The organism is Arthrobacter sp. ATA002, assembly GCF_026898095.1.
Classification (GTDB): Bacteria; Actinomycetota; Actinomycetes; order Actinomycetales; family Micrococcaceae; genus Arthrobacter_B.
On sequence record NZ_CP114015.1, the window covers coordinates 1,962,243 to 1,983,628 of the forward strand.

At 66.8% G+C, this 21,386-nt stretch carries 22 protein-coding genes and 4 pseudogenes; 17 read left to right on the forward strand and 9 right to left on the reverse strand.

Features of this window, described 5'->3' with window-relative positions:
* The first annotated feature begins 89 nt into the window (after window positions 1–89).
* Both sufC and OL239_RS09635 read left to right on the forward strand, forming a co-directional pair.
* Window positions 90–877: pseudogene (gene sufC / locus OL239_RS09630) on the forward strand (Fe-S cluster assembly ATPase SufC).
* 33 nt (window positions 878–910) lie between these two features.
* The gene (locus OL239_RS09635) at window positions 911–1,240 is read left to right on the forward strand and encodes a metal-sulfur cluster assembly factor (protein WP_152218145.1); all 330 of its coding nucleotides are present in this window, start codon (window positions 911–913) and stop codon (window positions 1,238–1,240) included.
* 125 nt (window positions 1,241–1,365) lie between these two features.
* On the opposite strand, the gene OL239_RS09640 is transcribed toward OL239_RS09635, so the two are convergent.
* From OL239_RS09640 to OL239_RS09650, 3 genes are read right to left on the reverse strand one after another with little or no spacing between them, the layout of a single operon-like run.
* Window positions 1,366–2,025 carry an energy-coupling factor transporter transmembrane component T family protein gene (locus OL239_RS09640; RefSeq protein WP_268908770.1) on the reverse strand — a complete coding sequence of 220 codons (660 nt, stop codon included), beginning with the start codon at window positions 2,023–2,025 and terminating at the stop codon, window positions 1,366–1,368.
* 10 nt (window positions 2,026–2,035) lie between these two features.
* Window positions 2,036–2,764: an energy-coupling factor ABC transporter ATP-binding protein gene (locus tag OL239_RS09645; RefSeq protein ID WP_268908771.1), complete on the reverse strand. Its 729-nt coding sequence runs from the start codon at window positions 2,762–2,764 to the stop codon at window positions 2,036–2,038.
* A gap of 10 nt (window positions 2,765–2,774) precedes the next feature.
* Window positions 2,775–3,404: a biotin transporter BioY gene (locus OL239_RS09650; RefSeq protein WP_268908772.1), complete on the reverse strand. Its 630-nt coding sequence runs from the start codon at window positions 3,402–3,404 to the stop codon at window positions 2,775–2,777.
* Between the two features lie 220 nt (window positions 3,405–3,624).
* Between OL239_RS09650 and OL239_RS09655 the strand changes: the two are divergent.
* The 5 genes and pseudogenes from OL239_RS09655 to OL239_RS09675 all read left to right on the forward strand — a co-directional run bounded on the left by OL239_RS09655 (window position 3,625) and on the right by OL239_RS09675 (window position 8,748).
* A pseudogene (locus OL239_RS09655) lies at window positions 3,625–5,221 on the forward strand (ABC-F family ATP-binding cassette domain-containing protein).
* A 306-nt stretch (window positions 5,222–5,527) separates the two neighbouring features.
* The gene (locus tag OL239_RS09660) at window positions 5,528–5,911 is read left to right on the forward strand and encodes an ATP-binding protein (RefSeq protein ID WP_268908773.1); all 384 of its coding nucleotides are present in this window, start codon (window positions 5,528–5,530) and stop codon (window positions 5,909–5,911) included.
* Entirely contained in the window at window positions 5,908–6,573 is a 666-nt protein-coding gene (locus OL239_RS09665) for a hypothetical protein (RefSeq protein ID WP_268908774.1), read from the forward strand. The genes OL239_RS09660 and OL239_RS09665 overlap by 4 nt, the downstream gene beginning before the upstream one ends.
* Window positions 6,570–6,695, forward strand: a complete 126-nt coding sequence (locus tag OL239_RS09670) for a hypothetical protein (RefSeq protein WP_268908775.1) — start codon at window positions 6,570–6,572, stop codon at window positions 6,693–6,695. The genes OL239_RS09665 and OL239_RS09670 overlap by 4 nt, the downstream gene beginning before the upstream one ends.
* A 163-nt stretch (window positions 6,696–6,858) precedes the next feature.
* On the forward strand, window positions 6,859–8,748 hold the full coding sequence (locus tag OL239_RS09675; protein WP_268908776.1) for a hypothetical protein: 1,890 nt from the start codon (window positions 6,859–6,861) through the stop codon (window positions 8,746–8,748).
* A 42-nt stretch (window positions 8,749–8,790) separates the two neighbouring features.
* On the opposite strand, the gene OL239_RS09680 is transcribed toward OL239_RS09675, so the two are convergent.
* From OL239_RS09680 to OL239_RS09690, 3 genes are read right to left on the reverse strand one after another with little or no spacing between them, the layout of a single operon-like run.
* Window positions 8,791–9,678, reverse strand: a complete 888-nt coding sequence (locus OL239_RS09680) for an SURF1 family cytochrome oxidase biogenesis protein (RefSeq protein WP_268908777.1) — start codon at window positions 9,676–9,678, stop codon at window positions 8,791–8,793.
* Window positions 9,678–9,980, reverse strand: coding sequence for a hypothetical protein (locus tag OL239_RS09685; RefSeq protein ID WP_268908778.1), 303 nt, complete (start codon window positions 9,978–9,980; stop codon window positions 9,678–9,680). Before OL239_RS09685 ends, OL239_RS09680 begins: the two co-directional genes overlap by 1 nt.
* On the reverse strand, window positions 9,977–10,402 hold the full coding sequence (locus OL239_RS09690) for a DUF3099 domain-containing protein (RefSeq protein ID WP_268908779.1): 426 nt from the start codon (window positions 10,400–10,402) through the stop codon (window positions 9,977–9,979). Before OL239_RS09690 ends, OL239_RS09685 begins: the two co-directional genes overlap by 4 nt.
* 113 nt (window positions 10,403–10,515) lie before the next feature.
* Between OL239_RS09690 and OL239_RS09695 the strand changes: the two are divergent.
* Both OL239_RS09695 and OL239_RS09700 read left to right on the forward strand, forming a co-directional pair.
* Window positions 10,516–11,246: pseudogene (locus tag OL239_RS09695) on the forward strand (beta-ketoacyl-ACP reductase).
* A gap of 163 nt (window positions 11,247–11,409) precedes the next feature.
* Window positions 11,410–12,174 carry an SDR family oxidoreductase gene (locus OL239_RS09700; protein ID WP_268908780.1) on the forward strand — a complete coding sequence of 255 codons (765 nt, stop codon included), beginning with the start codon at window positions 11,410–11,412 and terminating at the stop codon, window positions 12,172–12,174.
* Window positions 12,175–12,176: 2 nt separating this feature from the next.
* Here OL239_RS09700 and serB read toward each other — a convergent pair whose 3' ends face one another.
* Together serB and OL239_RS19470 are read right to left on the reverse strand one after the other, a co-directional pair.
* Entirely contained in the window at window positions 12,177–12,788 is a 612-nt protein-coding gene (gene serB / locus OL239_RS09705) for a phosphoserine phosphatase SerB (RefSeq protein WP_329609172.1), read from the reverse strand.
* Window positions 12,767–13,153 carry a hypothetical protein gene (locus OL239_RS19470; RefSeq protein WP_329609174.1) on the reverse strand — a complete coding sequence of 129 codons (387 nt, stop codon included), beginning with the start codon at window positions 13,151–13,153 and terminating at the stop codon, window positions 12,767–12,769. The genes serB and OL239_RS19470 overlap by 22 nt, the downstream gene beginning before the upstream one ends.
* A 132-nt stretch (window positions 13,154–13,285) precedes the next feature.
* Here OL239_RS19470 and OL239_RS09710 point away from each other — a divergent pair.
* From OL239_RS09710 to OL239_RS09740, 8 genes and pseudogenes are all read left to right on the forward strand, one after another.
* Window positions 13,286–14,070, forward strand: a pseudogene (locus OL239_RS09710) (ABC transporter ATP-binding protein).
* A gap of 27 nt (window positions 14,071–14,097) precedes the next feature.
* The gene (locus OL239_RS20135) at window positions 14,098–14,307 is read left to right on the forward strand and encodes a TSUP family transporter (RefSeq protein ID WP_442864128.1); all 210 of its coding nucleotides are present in this window, start codon (window positions 14,098–14,100) and stop codon (window positions 14,305–14,307) included.
* Between the two features lie 62 nt (window positions 14,308–14,369).
* Entirely contained in the window at window positions 14,370–14,912 is a 543-nt protein-coding gene (locus tag OL239_RS09715; RefSeq protein ID WP_442864293.1) for a TSUP family transporter, read from the forward strand.
* Window positions 14,913–15,731: a TrmH family RNA methyltransferase gene (locus OL239_RS09720; RefSeq protein WP_268908781.1), complete on the forward strand. Its 819-nt coding sequence runs from the start codon at window positions 14,913–14,915 to the stop codon at window positions 15,729–15,731.
* Window positions 15,732–15,905: 174 nt separating this feature from the next.
* Window positions 15,906–16,751, forward strand: a complete 846-nt coding sequence (locus OL239_RS09725) for a hypothetical protein (protein WP_268908782.1) — start codon at window positions 15,906–15,908, stop codon at window positions 16,749–16,751.
* Window positions 16,752–16,899: 148 nt separating this feature from the next.
* The gene (locus tag OL239_RS09730) at window positions 16,900–17,157 is read left to right on the forward strand and encodes a type B 50S ribosomal protein L31 (protein ID WP_268908783.1); all 258 of its coding nucleotides are present in this window, start codon (window positions 16,900–16,902) and stop codon (window positions 17,155–17,157) included.
* Between the two features lie 88 nt (window positions 17,158–17,245).
* On the forward strand, window positions 17,246–18,328 hold the full coding sequence (locus tag OL239_RS09735; RefSeq protein ID WP_268908784.1) for a lipoyl protein ligase domain-containing protein: 1,083 nt from the start codon (window positions 17,246–17,248) through the stop codon (window positions 18,326–18,328).
* A gap of 68 nt (window positions 18,329–18,396) precedes the next feature.
* Window positions 18,397–18,738 (forward strand): cupin domain-containing protein, encoded by a 342-nt coding sequence (locus tag OL239_RS09740; protein WP_268908785.1) that lies wholly within the window; start codon window positions 18,397–18,399, stop codon window positions 18,736–18,738.
* 6 nt (window positions 18,739–18,744) lie between these two features.
* Here the strand turns inward: OL239_RS09740 and pepN are convergent, their stop codons facing one another.
* Window positions 18,745–21,351 (reverse strand): aminopeptidase N, encoded by a 2,607-nt coding sequence (pepN, locus tag OL239_RS09745; RefSeq protein WP_268908786.1) that lies wholly within the window; start codon window positions 21,349–21,351, stop codon window positions 18,745–18,747.
* Window positions 21,352–21,386 lie beyond the last annotated feature (35 nt).

Here is a 21,386-nt window from a genome sequence, read left to right on the forward strand (position 1 = left end):
GGGAGCCGCGCGGCTCCCGGGGGATCGTTCCCACACTTTTTGAAGCTTAAATACGCACCAGAGCGTGCAAAGGAGAAAGCGTAACTCGTATGTCTACTCTTGAGATCAAGGATCTTCACGTCAGCATTGAGACCGAACAGGGTGTCAAGAAGCAGATCCTGAAGGGCGTCAGCCTGACCATCAACACCGGTGAGACCCACGCCATCATGGGCCCCAACGGCTCCGGCAAGTCGACCCTGGCCTCCACGATCGCCGGCCACCCGCGCTACACCGTCGACAGCGGCTCCATCACGCTGGACGGCGCCGATGTCCTGGACATGAGCGTGGACGAGCGTGCCCGCGCCGGCCTGTTCCTGGCCATGCAGTACCCGGTGGAGGTTCCCGGCGTCACGATGACCAACTTCCTGCGCACCGCCAAGACCGCGCTGGACGGCGAAGCCCCTCGCTGCGCCACTGGACCAAGGACGTCAAGTCCGCCATGAGCCAGCTGCGCATCGACGCCGACTTCGCTTCGCGCAACGTCAACGAAGGCTTCTCCGGCGGCGAGAAGAAGCGCGTGGAGATCCTGCAGCTCGAACTCTTCCACCCGAAGTTCGCCATCCTCGATGAGACGGACTCCGGTCTCGACGTCGACGCGCTGAAGGTTGTTTCCGAAGGCGTGAACCGCGAGCACGCCAAGGGCGAAATGGGTACGCTGCTGATCACCCACTACACCCGCATCCTGCGCTACATTAAGCCGGACTTCGTTCACGTGTTCGTTGACGGCCGCATTGCCGAGCAGGGCGGCCCCGAGCTGGCCGACCGCCTGGAAGAAGAAGGCTACGACCGCTTCACGGGTGCCAACGCGACGGCCGCCGGCGCGCTGAACCAGGCGTAAGAACTTTCCGCAACAACTGCCAAGGAGCAGATGATGAGTGAGCCGAATCTGGCCCAGACCTCCCTTGAGGATGTCGAAGAGGCACTGAAGGACGTTATCGACCCCGAACTGGGTGTCAACGTTGTTGACCTTGGTCTGCTCTACGGACTGCGGTACGCCGAGGACGGCGCCCTGCTGATCGACATGACGCTGACCACCGCCGCCTGCCCGCTGACCGATGTGCTCGAGGAGCAGGTTGGCCAGGCGCTGGACGGCGTCGTGGATGACTGGCGCCTGAGCTGGGTCTGGATGCCGCCGTGGGGTCCGGAAAAGATCACCGACGACGGCCGCGACCAGATGCGCGCGCTGGGATTTAATATCTAACGCAGCAGGCTGACAAGGGCAGGGCCGCTTCCCCGGTTACGGGGAGCGGCCCTGCCCTTTTTGCCGAAAAGAAGGCCGCCGGAGGTGCACGCACAGTGCGGACCGCAGGGAAACGGCGCCGGGGCTTAGGGGTTAACCTGTCCAGGTCCAGGTCCAGGTCCGGGGCTGCCCGCGGCCTCACCGATCCCGCGCGCCGCCAGGGCGTCGCCGGTCTGCTGGGCGTAGGCCACGGCCCGGATCACGACCGGAACCGTCAGCGCCCGCGGATTCCGTTCCAGGCCGCGGGCCATCGCCGAGTGGCGCACCTCCTGCGCAGAGTCGAGCAGGAACGGAATGCTGCGCATCATCAGGGCCAGAGTCAGCCCAAACCGCTCGGGGTCGGCACCGAGGAACCGGAGCGGCCGGGCCAGGGCCACCAGTCCGTCCAGCAGCTCCTGCGGGGGTGTGGTCAGTATCAGCAGCCGGGCAGCGGCCACGCAGGCCACGATGTTCCCGACCACCAGGAGTGCGGCGGCCGGGCCGTTGGACCAGGCCTGAAACGCTCCCAGCAGCAGCAGGACCGGCCACATCACCTTCAGGGGCCGCCAGGATTCCTGAAGCAGCCGCGCCGCGGCATACATTCCAAGGATGAGGATCAGTGCTGTGCCCAGCAGCGGGAGCGAACGCAGAATAAGCAGCGTCAGGGACAGCACGACGACGGTGGCGGCCTTGACGCCCAGCGGTACCCGGTGGATGGGGGAACCACCTGGGCGGTAGGCGCCCAGCAGGTCCGCGGAACCCCTCATGACCGGTCCCTCATGACCGGCCTTTCACAGCCTGTGTGCCTGCCGGCGCCAGGGCCAGCGCCCGGTAAGCTGCCAGCGCGGCATCCGGTGCGCCGTCGAACACGATGCCCTCGTCCTCCACGACCAGGACCCGGCCGGCGTCCCCGGCGAAATCCAAGTCGTGCGTGGTGTAGATGATCTGCTGCGGGAGCTCCCGAAAGATGCTCCGCAGCCGTGCGGTGTTGCGCAGGTCCAGCAGGGTGCTGGGTTCATCGGCCACCAGGACGTCCGGCTGGACGGCCAGCACGGAGGCCAGCGCCATCAGCTGGCGCTCCCCGCCGGAAAGGTCGTAAATGCTGCGGTCGGCCAGGTGCAACAGGCCAAGGTCCGCCAGCCGCGCCTCCGCGGAGGCGCGGCGCTCCGGGCGGCTGCGGATGGTCGCGCGGAGGGAGAGCTCGACGTCGTCCCGGCCGGTGGGCATGACCAGCTGGGAAAGCGGATCGGTAAAGACGAAGCCCACGCGGCGCCGCACCCGGCTGCCGCGGGACACGGTGTCCAGCCCGTCCACGGTCACGGTTCCGGTATCCGGTGCCAGCAGTCCGTTGAGCAGCTTCAGGAGGGTGGATTTGCCCGACCCGTTGGCGCCGATCACCGCAATCCGCGCTTCATTGAGTTCCAGGGTTAACGGACGCAGGATCGGCTCAGCGGCGGCGGGGGACGACGGGCCGGGGAGCGGAGCACCGACACATCCTGCAGGCATATTCGGACCATCAGCGGCCCTTCGCGGCGAGGCGGGGGAACGCGGTGAAAACGCTGACACCCACCACGGCCGCCAGGAAGTTCTTCAGTACGTCACCGGGCCAGAACGCCATGTCGGCTGCCAGTGCCGCCGGAAAGTCCAGCTTCGCGTTGATCATGAGCCCCGTGATGCCCAGCGGATGCACGGTGATGAAACTCGCTCCCATGGCGGCGGCGAACAGCAGGGGCAGCCGGGCACGGCGGGTACGGCGCAGGACCAGCCGGGACAGCAGCCCCACTGCGAAGGCGGCCGGAACAAAGGCGAGGAGATACCCGGCGGACGGGCCGGCAAGGACCCCCAGGCCGCCGGTGAACCCGCTAAACACCGGGATGCCGGCCAGGCCGGCCAGCAGGAACAAGCCCACGGCCGCAGCGCCGCGGCCCGGGCCCAGGATGATCCCGGCCAGCATGACGGCGAGTGTCTGCAGCGTGATCGGAACGCCGGCACCCAGCGGAATGCCCGGCAGCAGTGAATACGCGGCAACCAGGGCGGCAAACACGGCAATCAGGGACAGATCCGCAGCCGTCCAGCGCCCTCGTGCGGTCCGCGGATGCCGGGGGAGAGCCCGGGGGCGGCGGGGAGAGTGTTCATCGGGTCTCATTTCGTAGAAGTTCCACAAGGAGTACGGCAGCCCCGTCCCGGCGGTCCAAGGATGCAAGCCGCGCCGCTGCTGCGCAATGCCGCGGGTATCCCTGTCGACACTAGCGCCGCCCGCCGGGAATTCCTTTGGAGGTTTTATACAAGACGGCGATGAACGGTAGACTTGAAAGGCTGCCATCGCAGTTCACGCACTATCCCCAACCCCTCGAAAGGTCCACTGAGTGATTTCCGTATCTAATCTCGAGCTCCGTGCCGGCGCACGTTTGCTCATGGAAGCGGTCTCATTCCGTGTTGACAAAGGCGACAAAATCGGACTGGTGGGACGCAACGGTGCGGGTAAGACCACTCTGACCAAGGTCCTGGCAGGAGGCGCTGCCGGCCGGCGGGCACGTCAAGCGCACCGGCGAAATCGGCTACCTTCCGCAGGACCCGCGGACTCCCGACATGGAGCAGCTGGGGCGCGACCGGATCCTCTCGGCCCGCGGACTGGATAAAGTCTCGGCCCAGCTCAAGAAATGCCAGGATGAGATGGCCAGCGACGACCCCAAGGTTTCGCAAAAGGCCATGAACCGGTATGACCGGCTGGAGGCGGAGTTCCTGTCCGCCGGCGGGTACGCGGCGGAATCCGAGGCGGCCGCCATCACCGCCAACCTGGCCCTGCCTGACCGGCTGCTGAACCAGCCCCTGAGCACCCTCTCCGGCGGTCAGCGCCGCCGCGTGGAGCTGGCCCGCATCCTCTATTCCGACGCCGAAACCATGCTCCTCGATGAGCCCACCAACCACCTCGACGCCGACTCGATAGCGTGGCTGCGGGAATTTTTGAAGAACCACTCCGGCGGCCTGATCGTGATCAGCCACGACACCGAACTGCTGGAGGCAACGGTCAACAAGGTCTTCTCACTGGACGCCAACCGCGCCACCATTGATATCTACAACATGGACTGGAAGCGCTATAAGGTCCAGCGCGAGACGGACGAGCGCGCACGGAAGCGTGAGCGCGCCAACACGGAAAAGAAGGCCGGAATCCTGCTGGCCCAGGCCAACAAGATGAAGGCCCGTGCCTCCGGCGCCTCGGCCGCACAGAGCATGCTCAAGCGCGTGGACCGCCTCATGGGCGGCCTCGACGCCGTCCGCGCCACGGACCGGGTGGCCGCTCTGCGGTTCCCGGATCCGGCGCCCTGCGGGAAGACGCCGCTGATGGCCGAGGGGCTTAGTAAGAGCTACGGCTCGCTGGAGATCTTTACTGACGTGGACCTGGCCATCGACCGCGGCTCCAAGGTGGTCATCCTGGGTCTGAACGGCGCCGGCAAGACCACGCTGCTGCGGATGCTGGCAGGAGTGGACACCCCCGACACCGGAAAGCTCATCCCGGGCCACGGATTGAAGGTGGGCTACTACGCCCAGGAGCACGAGACCCTGGATACGGAACGGACCGTGCTGGAAAACATGCGCTCCTCCGCGCCGGACATGGACGATGCCGAAGTGCGCAGCGTCCTTGGGTCCTTTATGTTCAGCGGCGACGACGTCGAGAAGAAGGCCGGGGTCCTTTCCGGCGGTGAGAAAACCCGGCTTGCCCTGGCCACCATCGTGGCGTCCTCGGCCAACGTCCTGCTGCTGGACGAGCCCACCAACAACCTGGACCCGGCTTCCCGCGCGGAAATCCTGGGCGCCCTGAGCAGCTACTCGGGTGCCGTGGTGATGGTGAGCCACGATGAGGGTGCCGTGGCGGCGCTGAATCCGGAGCGTGTGGTGCTGCTGCCCGACGGCGACGAGGACCACTGGAACGAGGACTACCTGGACTTGGTGACGCTGGCGTAGGACAGCAGCTCCAGATTTACAGCAAAGGCCCCATGCACTGCATGGGGCCTTTGCTTTTGCGCTGACGGGCCGGTTCCTGCCCGGGCGGGGAGTGCAGGCCGCATTCGGCTGCCTTTCACCAGAGGGGCATGTGCGGGTACGGGCTTTCCACTTGGCCGAAGGCAAGCGTTACTCTCTGCCCGGGTGGGCAGGGAGGTTCCAGGCACAGGGCCGGCTTCATATCCCTCATTGTGTGCAGCTTTCTCTTTCTATCCAGTTCTATACTGTTATATAAAAACTTCTGGATATAAGGCTACAATGGGTGCTATGCACAGTGCCTCAAACCCCTACTCACCCGGTGCCGGACGCCGGCCATTCGAACTGGCCGGCAGAACAGCCTTGATCAATGATTTTGACCTCCTGATTTCCCGGGCGGCCGCCGGGCGTACGGACCGGGGGATCGTGCTGCATGGACTGCACGGAGTGGGCAAAACCGTCCTGCTCACCGAATTCCGGCGCCGGGCGGAAGAGGCCGGTTTCCTCGTGGTGTCGCTGGAGGGCCGGGATGCGGAGGGCGGGCCGAAGGCGGTCCGGGCCAAGCTCGCCAGGGGACTGCTGCAGGCGGGCAGGAAGGCCAGCTCCCGCGCGAAGACGCCGGCCCTCGCCGCGGCGCTGGGCACCATCGCTTCCTTGCCGCCGGCCTGCAGGTGAGCGGGATCGATGTGGGGGTGGGAGCGCGGCACGGCCGCGGCGACTCGGGTGCCTTTGCCGTGGACCTGGAAGAAACGGTGGAGGACACGGCCGTTGCCCTGGGCGAACGTAAATCGGCGCTGATGCTGGTGGTGGACGAGCTGCAGAACCTGGATCCGGGGCTGTTGTCGGCGCTGCTGGCGGTCCAGCACCAGGCCGGGCAGCGGGACTGGCCCTTCTATGTGGTTGCCGCCGGGCTGCCGAACCTGCCGGCTGCCTTGAACGCATCCCAACGCTATGCCGAGGGGCTGTTCACCTATCGGAGCGTGGGCGCGCTGGACCGGGAGGACTCCGCTGCGGCGTTGACTGCCCCGGCCGCGGCGGCGGGGTCTCCTATGATCCCGAGGCGCTGGACCTGCTGCTCAATGCCGCCGGAGGCTACCCCTACTTCCTTCAGGAGTACGGATCCGCTGCCTGGGAATCCGCCCCGCGTCAGCACATCACCGCACAGGACGCCCGGGTCGCCGTCGAAATCGGCCGTGCACAGCTGGACCAGGGGTTCTTTCCCATGCGGTGGCGCCGCGCCACGAAGGCTGAACGGGAGTTCCTCCGGCTCATGGCGGTGGACGGTGCAGCGGGATCCGGGACCGCCACGCTGGCCGCCAGGGCAGGCAAGAAGATGACGTCCATGACCATGACCCGCGGGTCCCTGATCCGCAAGGGCATCATTTATGCCCCCTCGCTGGGACAGGTGTCCTTCACCGTTCCGGGCATGGCCGACTACGTGCGGCGGGTCACCGCCTAATCCGGCGCCGGAAGCCGTATGCCGATCTACTTCCGCCCGGCGTCGAACCGGACGTCTTCGGCGGCTTTTCCTGTATCCGGACGGGGTCGGGGCAGTGTTCTGCCGTTCCCGGGTGGTACGGGACCGGTGAAGCCAATGGCAGCAATGAGCCGGCTGCGCACTTTTGAACCCCGCATGCCGTCTCGGTAGGCTTGATATTCTGGTCCGGTCCGGACCGGTCCGGGCCCGCGTAGGCTATCAATCCAAGGACGGCACCGTTATTCCTGCCTCATCTTCCCTTTCTTTTCGCCGCTGCCTGGCCGCAGGCGCCCTGTCGCTGGGACTGGTCCTGTCAGGATGTGCAGGGCAGACCGGGGCCGCCGAGGGGACCGGCTCTCCGGACACTCCGGCCGTCTCGCTGGCCCAGGCCCGGGAAATAACGGGTGTCTTTGACGGAGGCGCGGGCGCGGCGGCGCTGGCTGCCAGCGCCGCGTTCTTTACCTCCAGCCCCGCAGCAGTGATCCTAGCCGCGCCACCGTCAGATCCCGCCGCCGCTTCCGCGGAACCCTCAGCCCCGGAGGCGGCGGCTTTCGGCCAGGCATCGGCGGCCGCCGCCGGGCTGGGCGTTCCCCTGCTGGTGGCCGAACCCGGGCTTGAGGATCAGATAAGCGCCGAACTGGACCGGCTGGGCACCGGTGCCGTGATCCTTTACGGCGATCCCAACGGCGGCTGGCCGGCGTCAGTGGGGAAGCGGACCCGGGTGCCCGGGCCGGAAGACGCCGAGAGTTTCCGTGACGCGCTGGGACTGGACGCGCTGCCCGCCGCAGCTGAACCGCTGGTAACCCAGATTGCGGCGATGAACCGCGGAACCGGCCTCGCCGTTCCCGGGCTGGACGTCCCCGCGCCGCAAGGCAGTGAACCTGCCACAGAGCCCGCCCCTGAGCCGGCCGGCTCCGAGCCAGCCGCCCAGCCGGCCAGCCCGGACAAAACCCCGGTGGGGCGCGATGCCGCGGAGGAGCTCCCGGAGTTCAGCGCCGCGGAGGAAGAGAGCGGCGCCGTCGTACTGGCGACGGAGGATCCGGCGTCGGCCGCGGCGGTGGCCACCGCACGTGCTGCCGGCGCGGAAGTCCGCATGGTCGACACCGCGGATCCCCGTGCCGACGCAGAGGTCATTGAGGTGCTGCGCAACCACCGGGAGGGCGGCATCTACGCAGCCGGGGACGCCTTCGGCGGCGAGGAGAATTTCACGGCGCAAAGCGACGTTGCCCTCAATGCGTCGGAATTGCCCGGCGGCGGCCAGACAGTTTTCCCTGGACGGCGGATGGTTGCGCTCTACGGGCACCCCAGCGGCGGGAGCCTCGGCGTGCTCGGCGAACAGGGCATGGCTGAAACCCTTCAGCGGGCCAAGGAGACAGCCGCCCAGTATCAGCCCCACAGCGAGGAGCCGGTGATCCCGGCCCTGGAAATCATTACGACCGTTGCCAGCTCCGAAGCCGGGGGCGACGGCGACTTCTCCGATGAAACAGCGGTGGCGGACCTGCTGCCCTGGATCGAGGCGGCCGAAGCCGCCGGGGTCTACGTGGTCCTGGATTTGCAGCCCGGATACAGCACTTTCCTGGAGCAGGCCATCCGTTACGAGGAGCTGCTTAAGTACCCCCATGTGGGGCTGGCCCTGGATGCGGAGTGGCGGCTGGCGCCCGGGCAGCGTCATTTGGAGCAGATCGGATCCGTGGACGCTGCCGAAGTCAACGAGACTGCGGCGTGGCTCGCGGGCCTGACCCGGGAGAACGTCCTGCCGCAGAAGCTCTTCATGCTGCACCAGTTCAGTCTCTCGATGATCCACAACCGGGACCAGCTGGACGTTAGCCATGGCGAACTCGCAGTAAGCCTGCATGCCGACGGGCACGGCACACCCGGTGAGAAGCTGGACACCTGGAACGTCCTGCGTGCAGGGCTGCAGCCCGAGATCTGGCCGGGCTGGAAGAACTTCTACGACGAAGACACTCCCATGCTGACTCCGGAGCAGACCTATGGACAGGTCGAGCCCAAGCCCTGGTTCATTTCCTACCAGTAACCTCGAAAGTTGGGATGCCGGGGGAGGGAAAACCGCCCCTGGCTAGAAGCCCTGGGCGTCCAGCAGGGCATCCTCTTCGTCTTCCTGGGTGCTGCCGCGCTGCCTGCGCGGACGGCGGCGGGGCGACGGAGCCGGATGTGCGGCGTAAGTTTCGTCGTCGTCGTCATCGTCGTAATCATCGTCGTCGTACCCTTCCTCCTCATCGCGCCGGTTCTGCGCCTCCTGCCATGCGGCATAGCCGAGGCCGACGAAGAGCATGACGCCAAAGGCAAACCACTGCAGGGCGTAGGAAAGGTGCAGGCCCTCATCCACTGACGGTTTGGGAGCTGCCTCGGGAACCACATCGGGCTGGGGGCTCTCGCTGGCCATCAGCCCGTAGGCCCCCTGTTCCAGCTCGTAGCCGACGTCATTCTGGTAGGCCGCCAGGTCGATGGAGGCCAGCTGGCCCTCGGGAGCCCCGCGCTGCAGGGTGGGCTCCGGCGGTTTGATGCGTGCGACGACGGTTACCTCACCGGACGGGGCAGCGGGCACGGTGTCCGGACGTCCGGCTTCATCGTTGCCGATGGGCAGCCACCCCCGGTTAATCACGACGGCAGTGCCATCGGCGAGCTTCAGCGGCACCACCACTTCGTAGCCCGCGCGCCCGCTCAGCGGCCGGTTCCGGACGATGCGCTGGTTGCCGGTGTCGTACTCGCCGGTCATTTCCACCGGAAGCCACTCCATGGCCGGATCGTAGTTCGTGAACAGATCCGCAGCGTCATCGAACGCCACGGGAGCCGCATCGTAGTTGTTGACCACGTTGCCGATGTCCTCGCGGATCGCATCCCGCCGGTCCATCTGCCACATTCCCAGCCCGGCGCAGGCGGCGGCCAGGACACACACCAGGACGAACCAGCCCAGCCAGCGGCTGGACAGCAGGAAACGGTACATTACGCGCTCCCGGCAGTGGTGTTCGGGGAAGCCGGCGCTTCGGCCAGCGGAAGCGTTTCCTTCCACAGGTCCCGCGTCTGCAGGTATTCTTCCAGCCAGCCGCGGTGGTCGCCGCATGCCAGCCACGTCTTACGGCGTTCCGGGGTGTGGATACGGGGGTTGTTCCACAGCAGCCGCCACGCGGCGGGCTGTCGGCACCCCTTGCGGGAGCACACGGGCGAATCTCCGGCCGGGCCTGGCGGTTCGGTTCCGGGGGAAAGGTTGGCGCCGGTGGTCCGGGCCAGCTGGTCAAGAAGGTTCATGCGGTTGGTGGTGCCTTATCTTCGTGGTGGCCGTCGCCGGGTTCAGTTCCGGCGACGGATTCGTCCTCAACCATTTCGCCCTGCAGCACCGTGGTTTCGGGGGTCTCCCTGTGCTCCTGCGGCTTCGGAGACTCCAGGGCCGGTGCTGGAAGCGCGTCAATCATGGATTCGGACGCCGTCATGTTGCGGGTGTCGGAACCGGCGTTGGCAATAACGACGGCAAAATAGGGGAGCACGACGGCGCCGGCAACGACCACCCAGAACAGCCAGCCGTGGACCACGAACAGCAGCCCCAGGCATACGATGCGGATGCCCATGGACACCGAGTACTTGACCATGCGCGCGTGCATCTCATCGGTGTGCGCCGTGCGGGCGTCGGTGATCCGGGGGACCTGAGCGCCGCGGCTGGATTCCTTGTTCATCACTCTCCCAAACAGATTTCCCCATTCTCTCACTGGATCCCGTGATGGAGAAGTTCGTTCCGGCCCGGTTAGGATCGAGTTCAGCCAACCCCCACTTCCAGCGAAGGAAATTTGTGCAGAACAACACCACCGCGCCGTCCACCGGCCGCAGCGTCCTAATTACCGGCGGCAACCGCGGCATCGGCCTCGCCATCGCCCGTGCGTTCCTTGCCAACGGGGACCAAGTAGCGATTACCTACCGCAGCGGGGACGTACCCGAGGGCATGCTCGGAGTTAAGGCCGACGTGACCGATATGGCCTCCGTTGACGCTGCTTTCACTGAAGTGGAGGCCGTCCACGGCCCCGTGGAGGTCCTGGTGGCCAATGCCGGCATCACCCGCGACACCCTGCTGCTGCGGATGAGCGAAGACGACTTCACCGACGTCGTGGACACCAACCTCACCGGCGCGTTCCGGGTCATCAAGCGTGCATCAAAGGGCATGATCAAGCTGCGCCGGGGCCGGGTTGTCCTCATCTCCTCCGTGGTGGGGCTGTACGGTTCACCGGGGCAGATCAACTATGCCGCCTCCAAGGCCGGCCTGGTTGGCATTGCGCGGTCCCTGACAAGGAACTCGGCTCGCGGAACATCACCGCCAACGTGGTGGCTCCGGGGTTCATCAGCACGGACATGACAAAGGCCCTGCCCGAAGACACGCAAAAGAACTACCTCTCTTCCATCCCGGCCAACCGCTTTGCCGAGCCGGAAGAAGTGGCCAACGTGGTGCGGTGGATTGCCGGCCCCGAAGCGTCGTACATTTCCGGCGCCGTCATCCCCGTGGACGGCGGACTGGGAATGGGCCACTAAACGCGCCCGGTTTCCCGCCGGAGCGGACAGTCCCGCCGCCAAGGTCTCCGGGGGATTCGTTGGAGGTTTCCACCACTTCGCGAAGCCCCCGGGACTGGCAGGATGGGAGGAGTTGCGCAAAACTTTGGACACTTTCTCCAAAACACCTCACAAAGGAGCACCCATGGGCCTGCTGGACGGCAAAGCCGCCATCGTTACCGGATCCTCACGCGGCATCGGAGCGGAAGTGGCCAAGCACCTGGCCGCTGAAGGCGCCGGTGTGGTGGTCAATTACCGGCAGAAGGCGCCGCGGGCCAACAAGGTGGTCACCGGCATCGAGAACGACGGCGGCCGGGCCGTCGCCGTCGGGGCGGACCTGACCTCTGCGGAGGGTCCCGCAGCGCTGGTGGCCGCTGCCACCGGGAACTTCGGCGGCCTGGATGTCCTGGTGCTGAACGCCTCGGGCGGAATGGAAACCGGCGTTGAGGAAGACTATGCGCTGAAGCTTAACCGCGACGCGCAGGTGAACATGCTCACGGCGGCGCTGGAGGTCATGCCGGCCGGGTCCCGCGTGGTCTTTGTGACCAGCCACCAGGCGCACTTCATCAACTCAGTGCCCACCATGCCCGAGTACGAGCCGGTGGCCCGCAGCAAGCGGGCAGGTGAGGACGCACTGCGTGAGCTGCTGCCGCAGCTTCAGGAGAAGGGCATCACCCTGGTGGTGGTCTCCGGCGACATGATCGAGGGAACCGTCACCGCCACCCTCCTGGACCGGGCCAACCCCGGCGCCATCGAAGCCCGCCGGGTGGAAGCCGGCCGGCTCTACTCCGTGGCCGAGTTCGGGGCTGAAGTGGCACGCATGGCCACCGCCGATGTGCCGTCCGGACACACGGAGTACGTGGGCGGGGCCGACTACCTCGGCGCCGGCCAGGTACCCGCGGAGGGTTAGTCCTACAGCTTCACGAAGTGCCGCACCACGTCCAGGTTGGGCAGGTTCAGCACGGCACCGGCGGCGGCCTGCACTGCCGGCTTGGCATTGAATGCCACGCCCAGGGCGGCCGCCGCCAGCATGTCCAGATCGTTGGCTCCGTCGCCCACCGCGATCGTGTGCCGCATGTCGATGCCCAGGCCGGCTGCCCACTCGCGCAGCGAACGGGCCTTGGCCGCGCGGTCCACCACCGGGCCCTCCACGGTGCCGGTTAGCACGCCGTCCGCGGTGCCGAGCAGGTTTGCCCTGGCATGGGTCAGCTGCAGGCTCTCGGCCAGCGGTGCCAGGACCTGGCTGAACCCGCCGGACACAACGGCCACGGCGTGGCCGTCAGCCTGGAACTCCTTGACCAGCACCTCGGCGCCTTCGGAGAGCTCAATGCGCGCGCCCACCTCTCCGATGACCGACACGGGCAGCCCGGCCAGCGCTTTCACGCGGTGGTGCAGGCTTTGCGTAAAGTCCAGTTCCCCGCGCATGGCCGCCTCGGTTACCGCGGCAACCTCGGCCTCGCGTCCGGCGTGGGCCGCGAGCAGCTCAATGACTTCCTGCTTGATCAGGGTGGAATCCACATCCATGACCAGCAGCTTCCGCCCCGGTTCCAGCAGGGAAGAAGGGACGACGGCGCTGGCAGCTCCTGCGCGTCCTCGCCCAGGGCGGACGCTGCCGCGGTGACGGCCAGGCGCAGTGCCTGGATCCCGCCGTCGTACTCCACCATCAGTTTGGTGACGGCGTATCCGTTGCCCGCGGCGTTCTCCAATGCCATGATCCGGCCGCCCGCCACGCGCACCGCCTGCTGGACGGCCGAAAGGTACGCATCGGTGAGGGCGCGTCCATAGCTGACGACACCGTAGTCGGGCGTGCCGCCGGACAGCGCCGCGGCAAGGTCCAGCATTTGCGTGCCGGGTTTCGTGCCGGCGCTGGCGTGGTTCTGGTCGGGCATTTGCGTATCCGTTTCTGCAGGCGGGGCTGGAACTGCGGGTGGTGTCTGGTGGGCTTGGGGCAGGTAGGGTGCCGGCACAGCGCGGCGCCGCGTTTAGCCATCGGCCCTTTCTTTAGCCTAATGTCTAGTGCTATGAGTGATGTTCTTGAATTTGCTGCCGTAAGTGTCGTTCGCGGCGGCAAGAGCCTGTTGGATGCCGTGGACTGGCAGGTCAAGGAGGGGGAGCGCTGGGTCATCATGGGACCCAACGGCGCGGGGAAGACCACTCTGCTCCAGATAGCCGGCGGGCGCATGCACCCAACCCGCGGCGTCGCCGGAATCCTGGAGGAAGTCCTCGGAGCCGTTGATGTGTTTGAACTGCGGCCGCGGATCGGCCTGGCCTCCGCCGCCCTGGCCAGCCAAATCCCGGGGCATGAAACCGTGCTCAACGTGGTCCTGACAGCCTCCTACGGCATGACGGGCCGCTGGCGGGAAAAGTACGAAAAACTCGACGAACGCCGGGCCTTCCGCCTGCTGCACGACTGGGGCATGTCCACCTTCATGAACCGCAGCTTTGCCTCCCTCAGTGAGGGCGAACGCAAGCGGGTGCAGATTGCCCGTGCCCTGATGACCGATCCGGAGCTGCTGCTCCTGGACGAACCGGCGGCCGGACTCGACCTGGCCGGCCGCGAAGACCTGGTGGCGCGGCTGGCCGGCTTGGCCCGGACGAGGAAGCTCCCGCCATGGTCCTGGTCACCCACCATCTGGAAGAAGTGCCCCCGGGCTTCACCCACGCGCTGCTGCTGCGCGACGGCGGCGTGGTTGCCTCCGGACCGATCGAGGATGTCTTTACCGAGGAAAACCTCAGCGCCGCCTTTGACCTGCCCCTGGATGTGCAGCACGACGGCGGACGCTGGTCCGCCACCGCGCGCCGCTGACCTGCCGCGCAGCACGCACCATCGCCTGTGGACATTTTTCATGACGCCATAGTCTTTGTCGCCGGACTCTGGGCGGGAACCATCAACGCCGTCGTCGGCTCCGGGACGCTGGTTACCTTCCCCGTCCTGGTGGCCCTGGGGTACGCGCCGGTGGCCGCCACGATTTCCAATGCCATGGGCCTGATCGCGGGAAATCTGGCCGGCTCCTGGGGGTACCGCAGGAACTGGCCGGGCTGAAGTCCACGCTGCTGAAACTGCTGCCGGCGTCGATTCTGGGCGGCATCACCGGTGCGGCACTGCTGCTCCACCTGCCGGAATCCGTATTCGGCACGGTGGCGCCGTACCTGGTGGTGGCGGCGCTGCTCTTTGTCGTCTTCCAACCCAAGCTGCAGTCATGGGTGCGGCGGCGGGCGGAGGCTGCAGCCGCTGCCCCGCCCGTCGCCGGCGGTTCGGGGGATTCAGCGGTCCTGCCGAAACCGCCGCGCCGGCATGGCGTGATCCTCGTCATCCTGATCTACTTGGCGGGGGTTTACGGAGGCTATTTCGTGGCCGCCCAGGGAATCCTGCTGGTGGGCATCCTCGGCGTTTTCCTGCAGGGCACCATCCAGAACGCGAACGCGATGAAGAACATCCTGGTGCTGGGCGTGAACATCGTGGCCGCTGTTTCCTACCTGATTTTCGCGTTTGACCGGATTGTGTGGCCTGTGGTGGCCCTCATTGCGGTGAGTTCCCTGATCGGTGGATTCCTGGGTGCCGCCGTCGGCCGGCGGCTGTCTCCGGTGGTGCTGCGCACCGTCATCGTGCTGCTGGGCCTGCTCGCCCTGTGGAATATGGTGTTCTGAGTGAGCCTTCACCATCTGAGCACCGCGGCTGATCCGCGCGTCGCCGATTACACCAACCTGACCGACACCGCGCTGCGCCGCCGCCGGGAACCCCAAGAGGGGCTGTACATAGCGGAGTCCTCGAAGGTCCTGCGCCGGGCGCTGGACGCCGGACACCGCCCGCGGTCCTTTTTCCTGGCCGAGAAGTGGATTCCCGACCTGCAGGACCTGCTGGACCGCTACCCCGACGTTCCCGCCTACGTGGGAACTGCGGATCTCCTGGAAGAAATCACCGGATTCCACCTGCACCGCGGCGCCCTGGCGGCGATGGAACGGCCACAGCCGCTCGAGCTTGCGCCCCTGCTCGCCACGGCGCGGCGGGTGGCCGTGCTTGAGGACATCGTGGACCACACCAACATTGGCGCCATTTTCCGCTCCGCAGCGGCACTGCAGGTGGACGCGGTTCTGGTCAGCCCGCGCTGCGCCGATCCTTTGTACCGCAGGGCTATCAGGGTGAGCATGGGGGCAGTCTTCCAGGTGCCCTGGGTGCGGCTGACCGACTGGCCCGGACAGCTGGAGGCCCTGCGCGGCGCCGGTTTTGTTACTGCCGCGCTGGCTTTGACCGCGGACTCGCTGGGCTTGGATGAGCTGAGCGCCCGCCGGGATGAACGCCTGGCCCTGGTGCTCGGAACGGAAGGCGACGGACTGGCTGCCGGCACCCTCGCTGCCGTGGACCTGACAGTGCGCATCCCGATGAGCGCCGGAGTGGACTCCCTGAACGTGGCGGCGGCAAGCGCCGTGGCCTTCTGGGAATGCCGCCCAGGGCCATTCCGGAGTTAATGGCCCGGTTTCCCTTACCCTCGGCGGGCTTTAGTGCAACACTTGCGGCGTCACTGATAATCCACCGCATTTCGTTCTGGGGTCGCCATGCGCAGAGGTCACGGCCGGGTACCGCTCTCCCGGCGTGTTCCGGGAGCCTGTTCTCCGTCCGGCGGGCCTGACCGAAGAGCCGGCATGCGTCTCTGCGCGGTGCTGGCGGCGGTGCTGCTCCTGCCGCTGGCGGCGTGCGGCCCGACGGCGGAGCAGCTCAGTGAGCGGCAGGCCGCCGCCGGCCCGTCCTCCGCTCCGACGGCACCCCGGCCCCGTCCCGCTCCGCCCGTTCCCGCGGCACCAGCCACTGCTGCCAGCACTGCCGCATCCGCTCCTGAGCCCATGAAGGTAGGGGTGAGCGGCAGCCAGGCAGGGATGCCGCAGGCGGTTCAGGATGCCTGCCAGTTCCTGCTGCGCCGGGATCCGGCCGCCCCGCCCCCTGACGAGGCCGCCTCCTGTGTCCGGGCCGCCATGACCGCCGGCGGAGGCGCCGTCCAAACCCTGGAAACGGCGTCGAGCTGGCTGCCGCAGGGCACCCACACCGTGGAATTCACCACCTCACCGGAGTTCTCCATGACACTGGAAAACCCGGACCTCAAGCTGGCCGTCACCGCCGGAGCCGGCGGTGGGAGCGTTGACACCGGGGGCGGCCGCATCGCCGCCGTCCCGGGCGGCACGCCCGAGGAAGCCTACGCGGCTGTCCTGGTCTCGGCTGCGGAACTGACGGCGAATCCGGAACGGGTGGGGGCGCTGCTCGCCGGATCGGTTTCGCTGGAGGTTGACCACACGGCCGTGCTCAACGGCGCCGTCCGCACCAAAATCAGCGGCCTTCGGCCCGGTGATGCCGATGCCGACGATATGATGCCCACGGGAGTGACGCTGTGGCTGGATGACTATTACCGCCCCGTCCGGTACGAACTCACCGGGCGCGCCCGGGGGATCACCTCCAGCATCACCGCGGTCAACAGCGGGTGGGGAGCCGGACGCTAGCGGCTCCCCGGCTTTAACCCGCACCTCCTCATGCGGTATGCTAAATTGCTGATCCCCGTGGAAGTGTTCAACCGCGCGCCATGGGGGCATTCCAAGCTTTCAACCACCAGTGCCTGGCAAAATCCAGGCACCAAAAGAAGGTAATACATTGAAGTCTGATATCCACCCCACATACGGCCCGGTTGTCTTCCGCGATCTCGCGTCCGACACCTCGTTCCTGACCAACTCCACGGCTACGTCCGCCAAGACGATTGAATGGGAGGACGGCAACACCTACCCGCTCATCGAGGTGGAAATCTCCTCCGCATCGCACCCGTTCTACACGGGCAAGCAGCGCATCATGGACTCCGCCGGCCGTGTTGAGCGCTTCAACGCACGCTTCAAGGGCTTCGGCGCCAAGAAGTAATCCGTTCGCAAAGAACAGCAGAGCTTCTAGACTAGGAAGGCCCGCCCGGATATCCGGGCGGGCCTTTTACTTGGAAAAAGGAAACCGAATGAACAGCAGCACTGAACAGGACCACAGCCGCCGTCACGGAGAGTTCAAGGTGGCCGGCGGCAAGCTGGTGGTGGTGGACCTGGACGTCCGCGACGGGAAGCTGGCCAACGTTTCCCTGAGCGGTGACTTCTTCCTGGAACCCGACGATGCCCTGCTGAACATCAACCAGGCCCTCGAGGGGCTGCCCGAGGACGCGGCAGGGGTGGACATTGCCGCCGCGGTCCGGGAAAACCTGCCCGCCGGAGCTGTGCTGTTCGGCTTCTCGCCCGAGGCCATCGCCACCACCGTGCGCCGGGCGCTGGCGAAGGCCACCGGCTGGAACGACCACCAGTGGGAAATCATCGGGCCCACGCCCCTCTCCACGCCCATGCACGTCGCCATGGACGAAGTCCTCGCGGAAGAGGTTGGGGCAGGCCGGCGCAATCCCACCCTGCGGTTCTGGGAATGGGAAACCCCGTCCGTGGTGATCGGCAGCTTCCAGTCCCTGCGCAACGAGGTCGATGCGCAGGGCGCGCAGAAGCACGGGGTGACGGTGGTGCGCCGGATCAGCGGCGGAGGAGCCATGTTCATGGAACACGGAAACGCCATTACGTACTCGATCTATGTGCCGCAGTCCCTCGTGGACGGGCTCAGCTTTGCCGAGTCGTATCCCTTCCTGGACGCCTGGGTGATGGAGTCGCTGGAAAAGCTCGGCATTAAGGCCTGGTACCAGCCGCTCAACGACATCGCCACCGACCAGGGGAAGATTGGCGGGGCTGCGCAGAAACGCTTCAGCAACGGCGGCATGCTGCACCACGTCACCATGTCCTACGACATTGATGCGGACAAAATGCTCGAGGTCCTGCGCATCGGCAAGGAAAAACTGTCCGACAAGGGCACCACCAGCGCCAAGAAACGCGTGGACCCGCTCCGGCGCCAGACCGGCCTGACCCGCGAAGAAATCATCACCACCATGATGGACACCTTCACCGCACGCTACGGTGCCGTGCCCGCCGGGATCAGCGGTGAGGAACTGGCCCGGGCCGAAGCCAAGGTCGCGGCGAAATTCGGCACCGCGGAATGGCTCAACCGCGTTCCGTAACACGCACCGGGCGGCGGAGGCGGATTGCTGAGCTTCGCCGCCGCTGCCGTCCGAGTAGACTGCCCAGCATGGAAAAGAAGTCTCTCACCGCCCTCGCGCGGACCCAGCTGCAAATTGCCGGCGGCGCGTCGAGCGGACGCAGCGCAACCACTGTCTACGGGGGCCACGAACACGTGCTCCGGCAGACAGTCATCGCGCTGAACGCCGGATTCGTCCTGGATGAACACGAAAACCCCGGCGAAGCGACCGTCCACGTGCTCAGGGGCCGGGTCCGGCTGCTCTCGGAGGGGGACTCCTGGGAGGGTTCCGCAGGCGATCTGCTCATCGTGCCGCAGGCCCGGCACTCGCTTGAGGCCGTGGAAGATTCCGCGGTGCTGCTGACTGTCGCCAAGCGCGACCGCTGGCCCTAGCCCGGGTTACCTGCCGGCCGCCTGCGCCCGGAGTGCCCGCAGCAACTGGTCCTGCTGCTCGATGATGATCCTGCGCAGGGCCGCCGGAGCCTCCGGGTTTGCCTCCAGCCAGTCCATGCTGGCCACCAGGACGGGATGGTCCGCGGGCACCATGTGTTCGGGCAGATCCTGGGCGCCGGGGAACAACCCGGCAACCACCCGGCCGGCAAGCTCGATGCTCCGCGAGTTCCAGACCAGGGTCAGTGACGCGAAATAGTCCGCGGAGAAGACGTCCAGCAGCTCATGGCTGCCGATGCTGAACCCCTCAATGGTTGCGGTGAGCAGCTGGTTGGACAGTTCATTCAGGTGCACGGCCTCCTGCCAGGCTGCCGCCTTGACGGCGGGGTCCGGGAAGGCCGCAGCCGCCGTGGTAAAGCCAACGCGCCCGGAAGCGGTGGAGTCCCGCTCAAGCTCGGCGTCCAACTCGGCCGGCGCGGCGTTGCCGGTGGCAGCCAGCGCCTGCCACAGCAGCCAGCGCAGGTCCGAGTCCACGGCAAGCCCGGGGACTGTCGCCGTGCCCTGCAGCAGGCCGCGCAGCAGCTCGGTGTGGGATGTGCTGCGCCGGCCCAGGGCAGCGGCATTGCGTGCCCAAATCAGCTGCCGGTCGCTGCCGGCCTCAGCCGCGTGGAGCTGTTCAACCACGAGTGAATACAGGACCTCGCGCAGGGTGCTGCGGCGCTCCGCGGGTGTATAACGCTCCACGGCAAAACGGGCATTGTCCAGCAGGACCCCCAGCACGCCGGCACCGGTTTCAGCCGGCGCGGCATGGACGATGAGCCGGACATAGTCGGAGGCGCTGATCGCGCCGTCCCGGACACCGTTCCACAGCGCCGAGAAACAGACAGCCCGGGCCAGCGGATCGGGGATCCGGCCCAGGTTTTGCATCAGGACCTGCAGGGACTCATTGTCGAAACGGATCTTGGCGTAGGTCAGATCCTCGTCGTTGAGCAGCAGCAGGGCCGGGCGCGGCAAGCCGGTCAGCTCGGGCACCGCGGTGCGCGGGCCGTCGACGTCGATTTCCACGCTGCCGGTGCGGACCAGGGCACCGCTGCTGTCCGGGTTGTACAGACCGATGCGCAGGCGGTGCGGCCGCGGCACCTGTTCTCCGCTGACCGGATCGGGCGCGTTCTGGACGATCGTCACCGCGGTGATGACGCCACCGTCGTCCGTGTCCACCTCCGGTGTGAGCGTGGGGACACCGGCCGTCTGCAGCCACAGCCGCGCCCACAGGCCCATGTCCCGGCCCGAGGCGGCGCTCAGGGCGCGCAGCAGATCCGCAAGGGTGGTGTTGCCGTAGGCGTGCTCGCGGAAGTACCCGCGCGCTGCTTCGATGAAAGCGTCGAAACCCACGTAGGCCACCAGCTGTTTGAGCACCGACGCGCCCTTGGCGTAGGTGATGCCGTCGAAGTTCTGCTTCGCGGCCTCCAAGTCGGTAATGTCCGCGACGATCGGGTGCGTGGTCGGCAGCTGGTCCTGGACATAGGCCCACGCCTTGCGCCGGTTGGCGAAGGACACCCAGGAGTTGGTGAAGCCGGTGGCGTTGTCCACCGCCAGGGCTCCCATGTAGTCAGCGAAGGATTCCTTCAGCCACAGGTCATCCCACCACGCCATGGTGACGAGGTCACCGAACCACATGTGCGCCATCTCGTGCAGGATCGTGTTGGCCCGGGCCTCGTACTGCGCCTCGGTGGCCTTGGACCGGAACACGTAAGCCTCGGTGAAGGTCACCAGGCCGGGGTTCTCCATGGCGCCGAGGTTGTACTCCGGCACAAAGGCGGAGTCGTATTTGCCGAAGGGGTAGGGGAAGGCGAACAGCTCGTGGAAGTACGCCAGTCCCTGCTTGGTGGTCTCGAAGATGTTCTGCGGGTCGAAATGCGCGGCCAGCGAGGACCGGCAGTAGGCGCCCAGGGGGATGTCCAGGACCGTGCCGTCCGGCAGCACAGTGGACCAGGAGTCCTCGGCCTTGAAGTACGGGCCGGCCAGCACCGAGGTGATGTAGGTGGAAATGCGCTGCGTGGGGGCGAAGTCCCAGCGGCTGATGCCGCCGCCGAGGTCCGTGCGGTTGGTTTCCGCCCCGTTGGAGGCAACTTCCCAGTCCGACGGCGCGCTGACACGGAAGGTGAAGGAGGCCTTGAGGTCGGGCTGCTCGAAGTTGGCGAACACCCGCCGGGCATCCGCGGGCTCGTACTGCGTGTAGAGGTAGGTGCGCGAATCGGCGGGATCGGTGAACCGGTGCATGCCCTCGCCGCTGCGGCTGTACAGGGCGGTGCCGTCCACTGTGACCACGTTGACCAAATCCAGGCCCGGAAGATGGATGCGGGAGCCGTCGACTGCGGTGTCCAGCGGCAGCTCCCTGCCGTTCAGGACCACTGAGGTCACGCCGCCGTGGATGAAGTCCAGGAACGTTTCCGCGCCGGCCTCGCGGCAGCTGAAGCTGATGGTGCTGCGGGAACGGAACCCCGCCGCGCCGGGATCCTCGGCGGTGCCCAGGTCGAGTTCGACGTCGTAGGCGTCTACGGAGATGAGGGCTGAGCGGGCGGCGGCTTCTTCACGGCGCAGGTTCTGGTTCGACACTCCCTCATTCAACCATCTTCCGCAGGATCCCGGCC

What these genes read in the sequence shown, in the direction of transcription:
- OL239_RS09635 (WP_152218145.1), top strand. Translation starts at nt 911, where the DNA reads ATGAGTGAGCCGAATCTGGCCCAGACCTCCCTTGAGGATGTCGAAGAG.
- OL239_RS09640 (WP_268908770.1), bottom strand. Translation starts at nt 2,025, where the DNA reads ATGAGGGGTTCCGCGGACCTGCTGGGCGCCTACCGCCCAGGTGGTTCC.
- OL239_RS09645 (WP_268908771.1), bottom strand. Translation starts at nt 2,764, where the DNA reads ATGCCTGCAGGATGTGTCGGTGCTCCGCTCCCCGGCCCGTCGTCCCCC.
- OL239_RS09650 (WP_268908772.1), bottom strand. Translation starts at nt 3,404, where the DNA reads ATGAGACCCGATGAACACTCTCCCCGCCGCCCCCGGGCTCTCCCCCGG.
- OL239_RS09660 (WP_268908773.1), top strand. Translation starts at nt 5,528, where the DNA reads ATGCACAGTGCCTCAAACCCCTACTCACCCGGTGCCGGACGCCGGCCA.
- OL239_RS09670 (WP_268908775.1), top strand. Translation starts at nt 6,570, where the DNA reads ATGACGTCCATGACCATGACCCGCGGGTCCCTGATCCGCAAGGGCATC.
- OL239_RS09680 (WP_268908777.1), bottom strand. Translation starts at nt 9,678, where the DNA reads ATGTACCGTTTCCTGCTGTCCAGCCGCTGGCTGGGCTGGTTCGTCCTG.
- OL239_RS09685 (WP_268908778.1), bottom strand. Translation starts at nt 9,980, where the DNA reads ATGAACCTTCTTGACCAGCTGGCCCGGACCACCGGCGCCAACCTTTCC.
- OL239_RS09690 (WP_268908779.1), bottom strand. Translation starts at nt 10,402, where the DNA reads ATGAACAAGGAATCCAGCCGCGGCGCTCAGGTCCCCCGGATCACCGAC.
- OL239_RS09700 (WP_268908780.1), top strand. Translation starts at nt 11,410, where the DNA reads ATGGGCCTGCTGGACGGCAAAGCCGCCATCGTTACCGGATCCTCACGC.
- serB (WP_329609172.1), bottom strand. Translation starts at nt 12,788, where the DNA reads ATGGATGTGGATTCCACCCTGATCAAGCAGGAAGTCATTGAGCTGCTC.
- OL239_RS19470 (WP_329609174.1), bottom strand. Translation starts at nt 13,153, where the DNA reads ATGCCCGACCAGAACCACGCCAGCGCCGGCACGAAACCCGGCACGCAA.
- OL239_RS09725 (WP_268908782.1), top strand. Translation starts at nt 15,906, where the DNA reads ATGCGTCTCTGCGCGGTGCTGGCGGCGGTGCTGCTCCTGCCGCTGGCG.
- OL239_RS09735 (WP_268908784.1), top strand. Translation starts at nt 17,246, where the DNA reads ATGAACAGCAGCACTGAACAGGACCACAGCCGCCGTCACGGAGAGTTC.
- OL239_RS09740 (WP_268908785.1), top strand. Translation starts at nt 18,397, where the DNA reads ATGGAAAAGAAGTCTCTCACCGCCCTCGCGCGGACCCAGCTGCAAATT.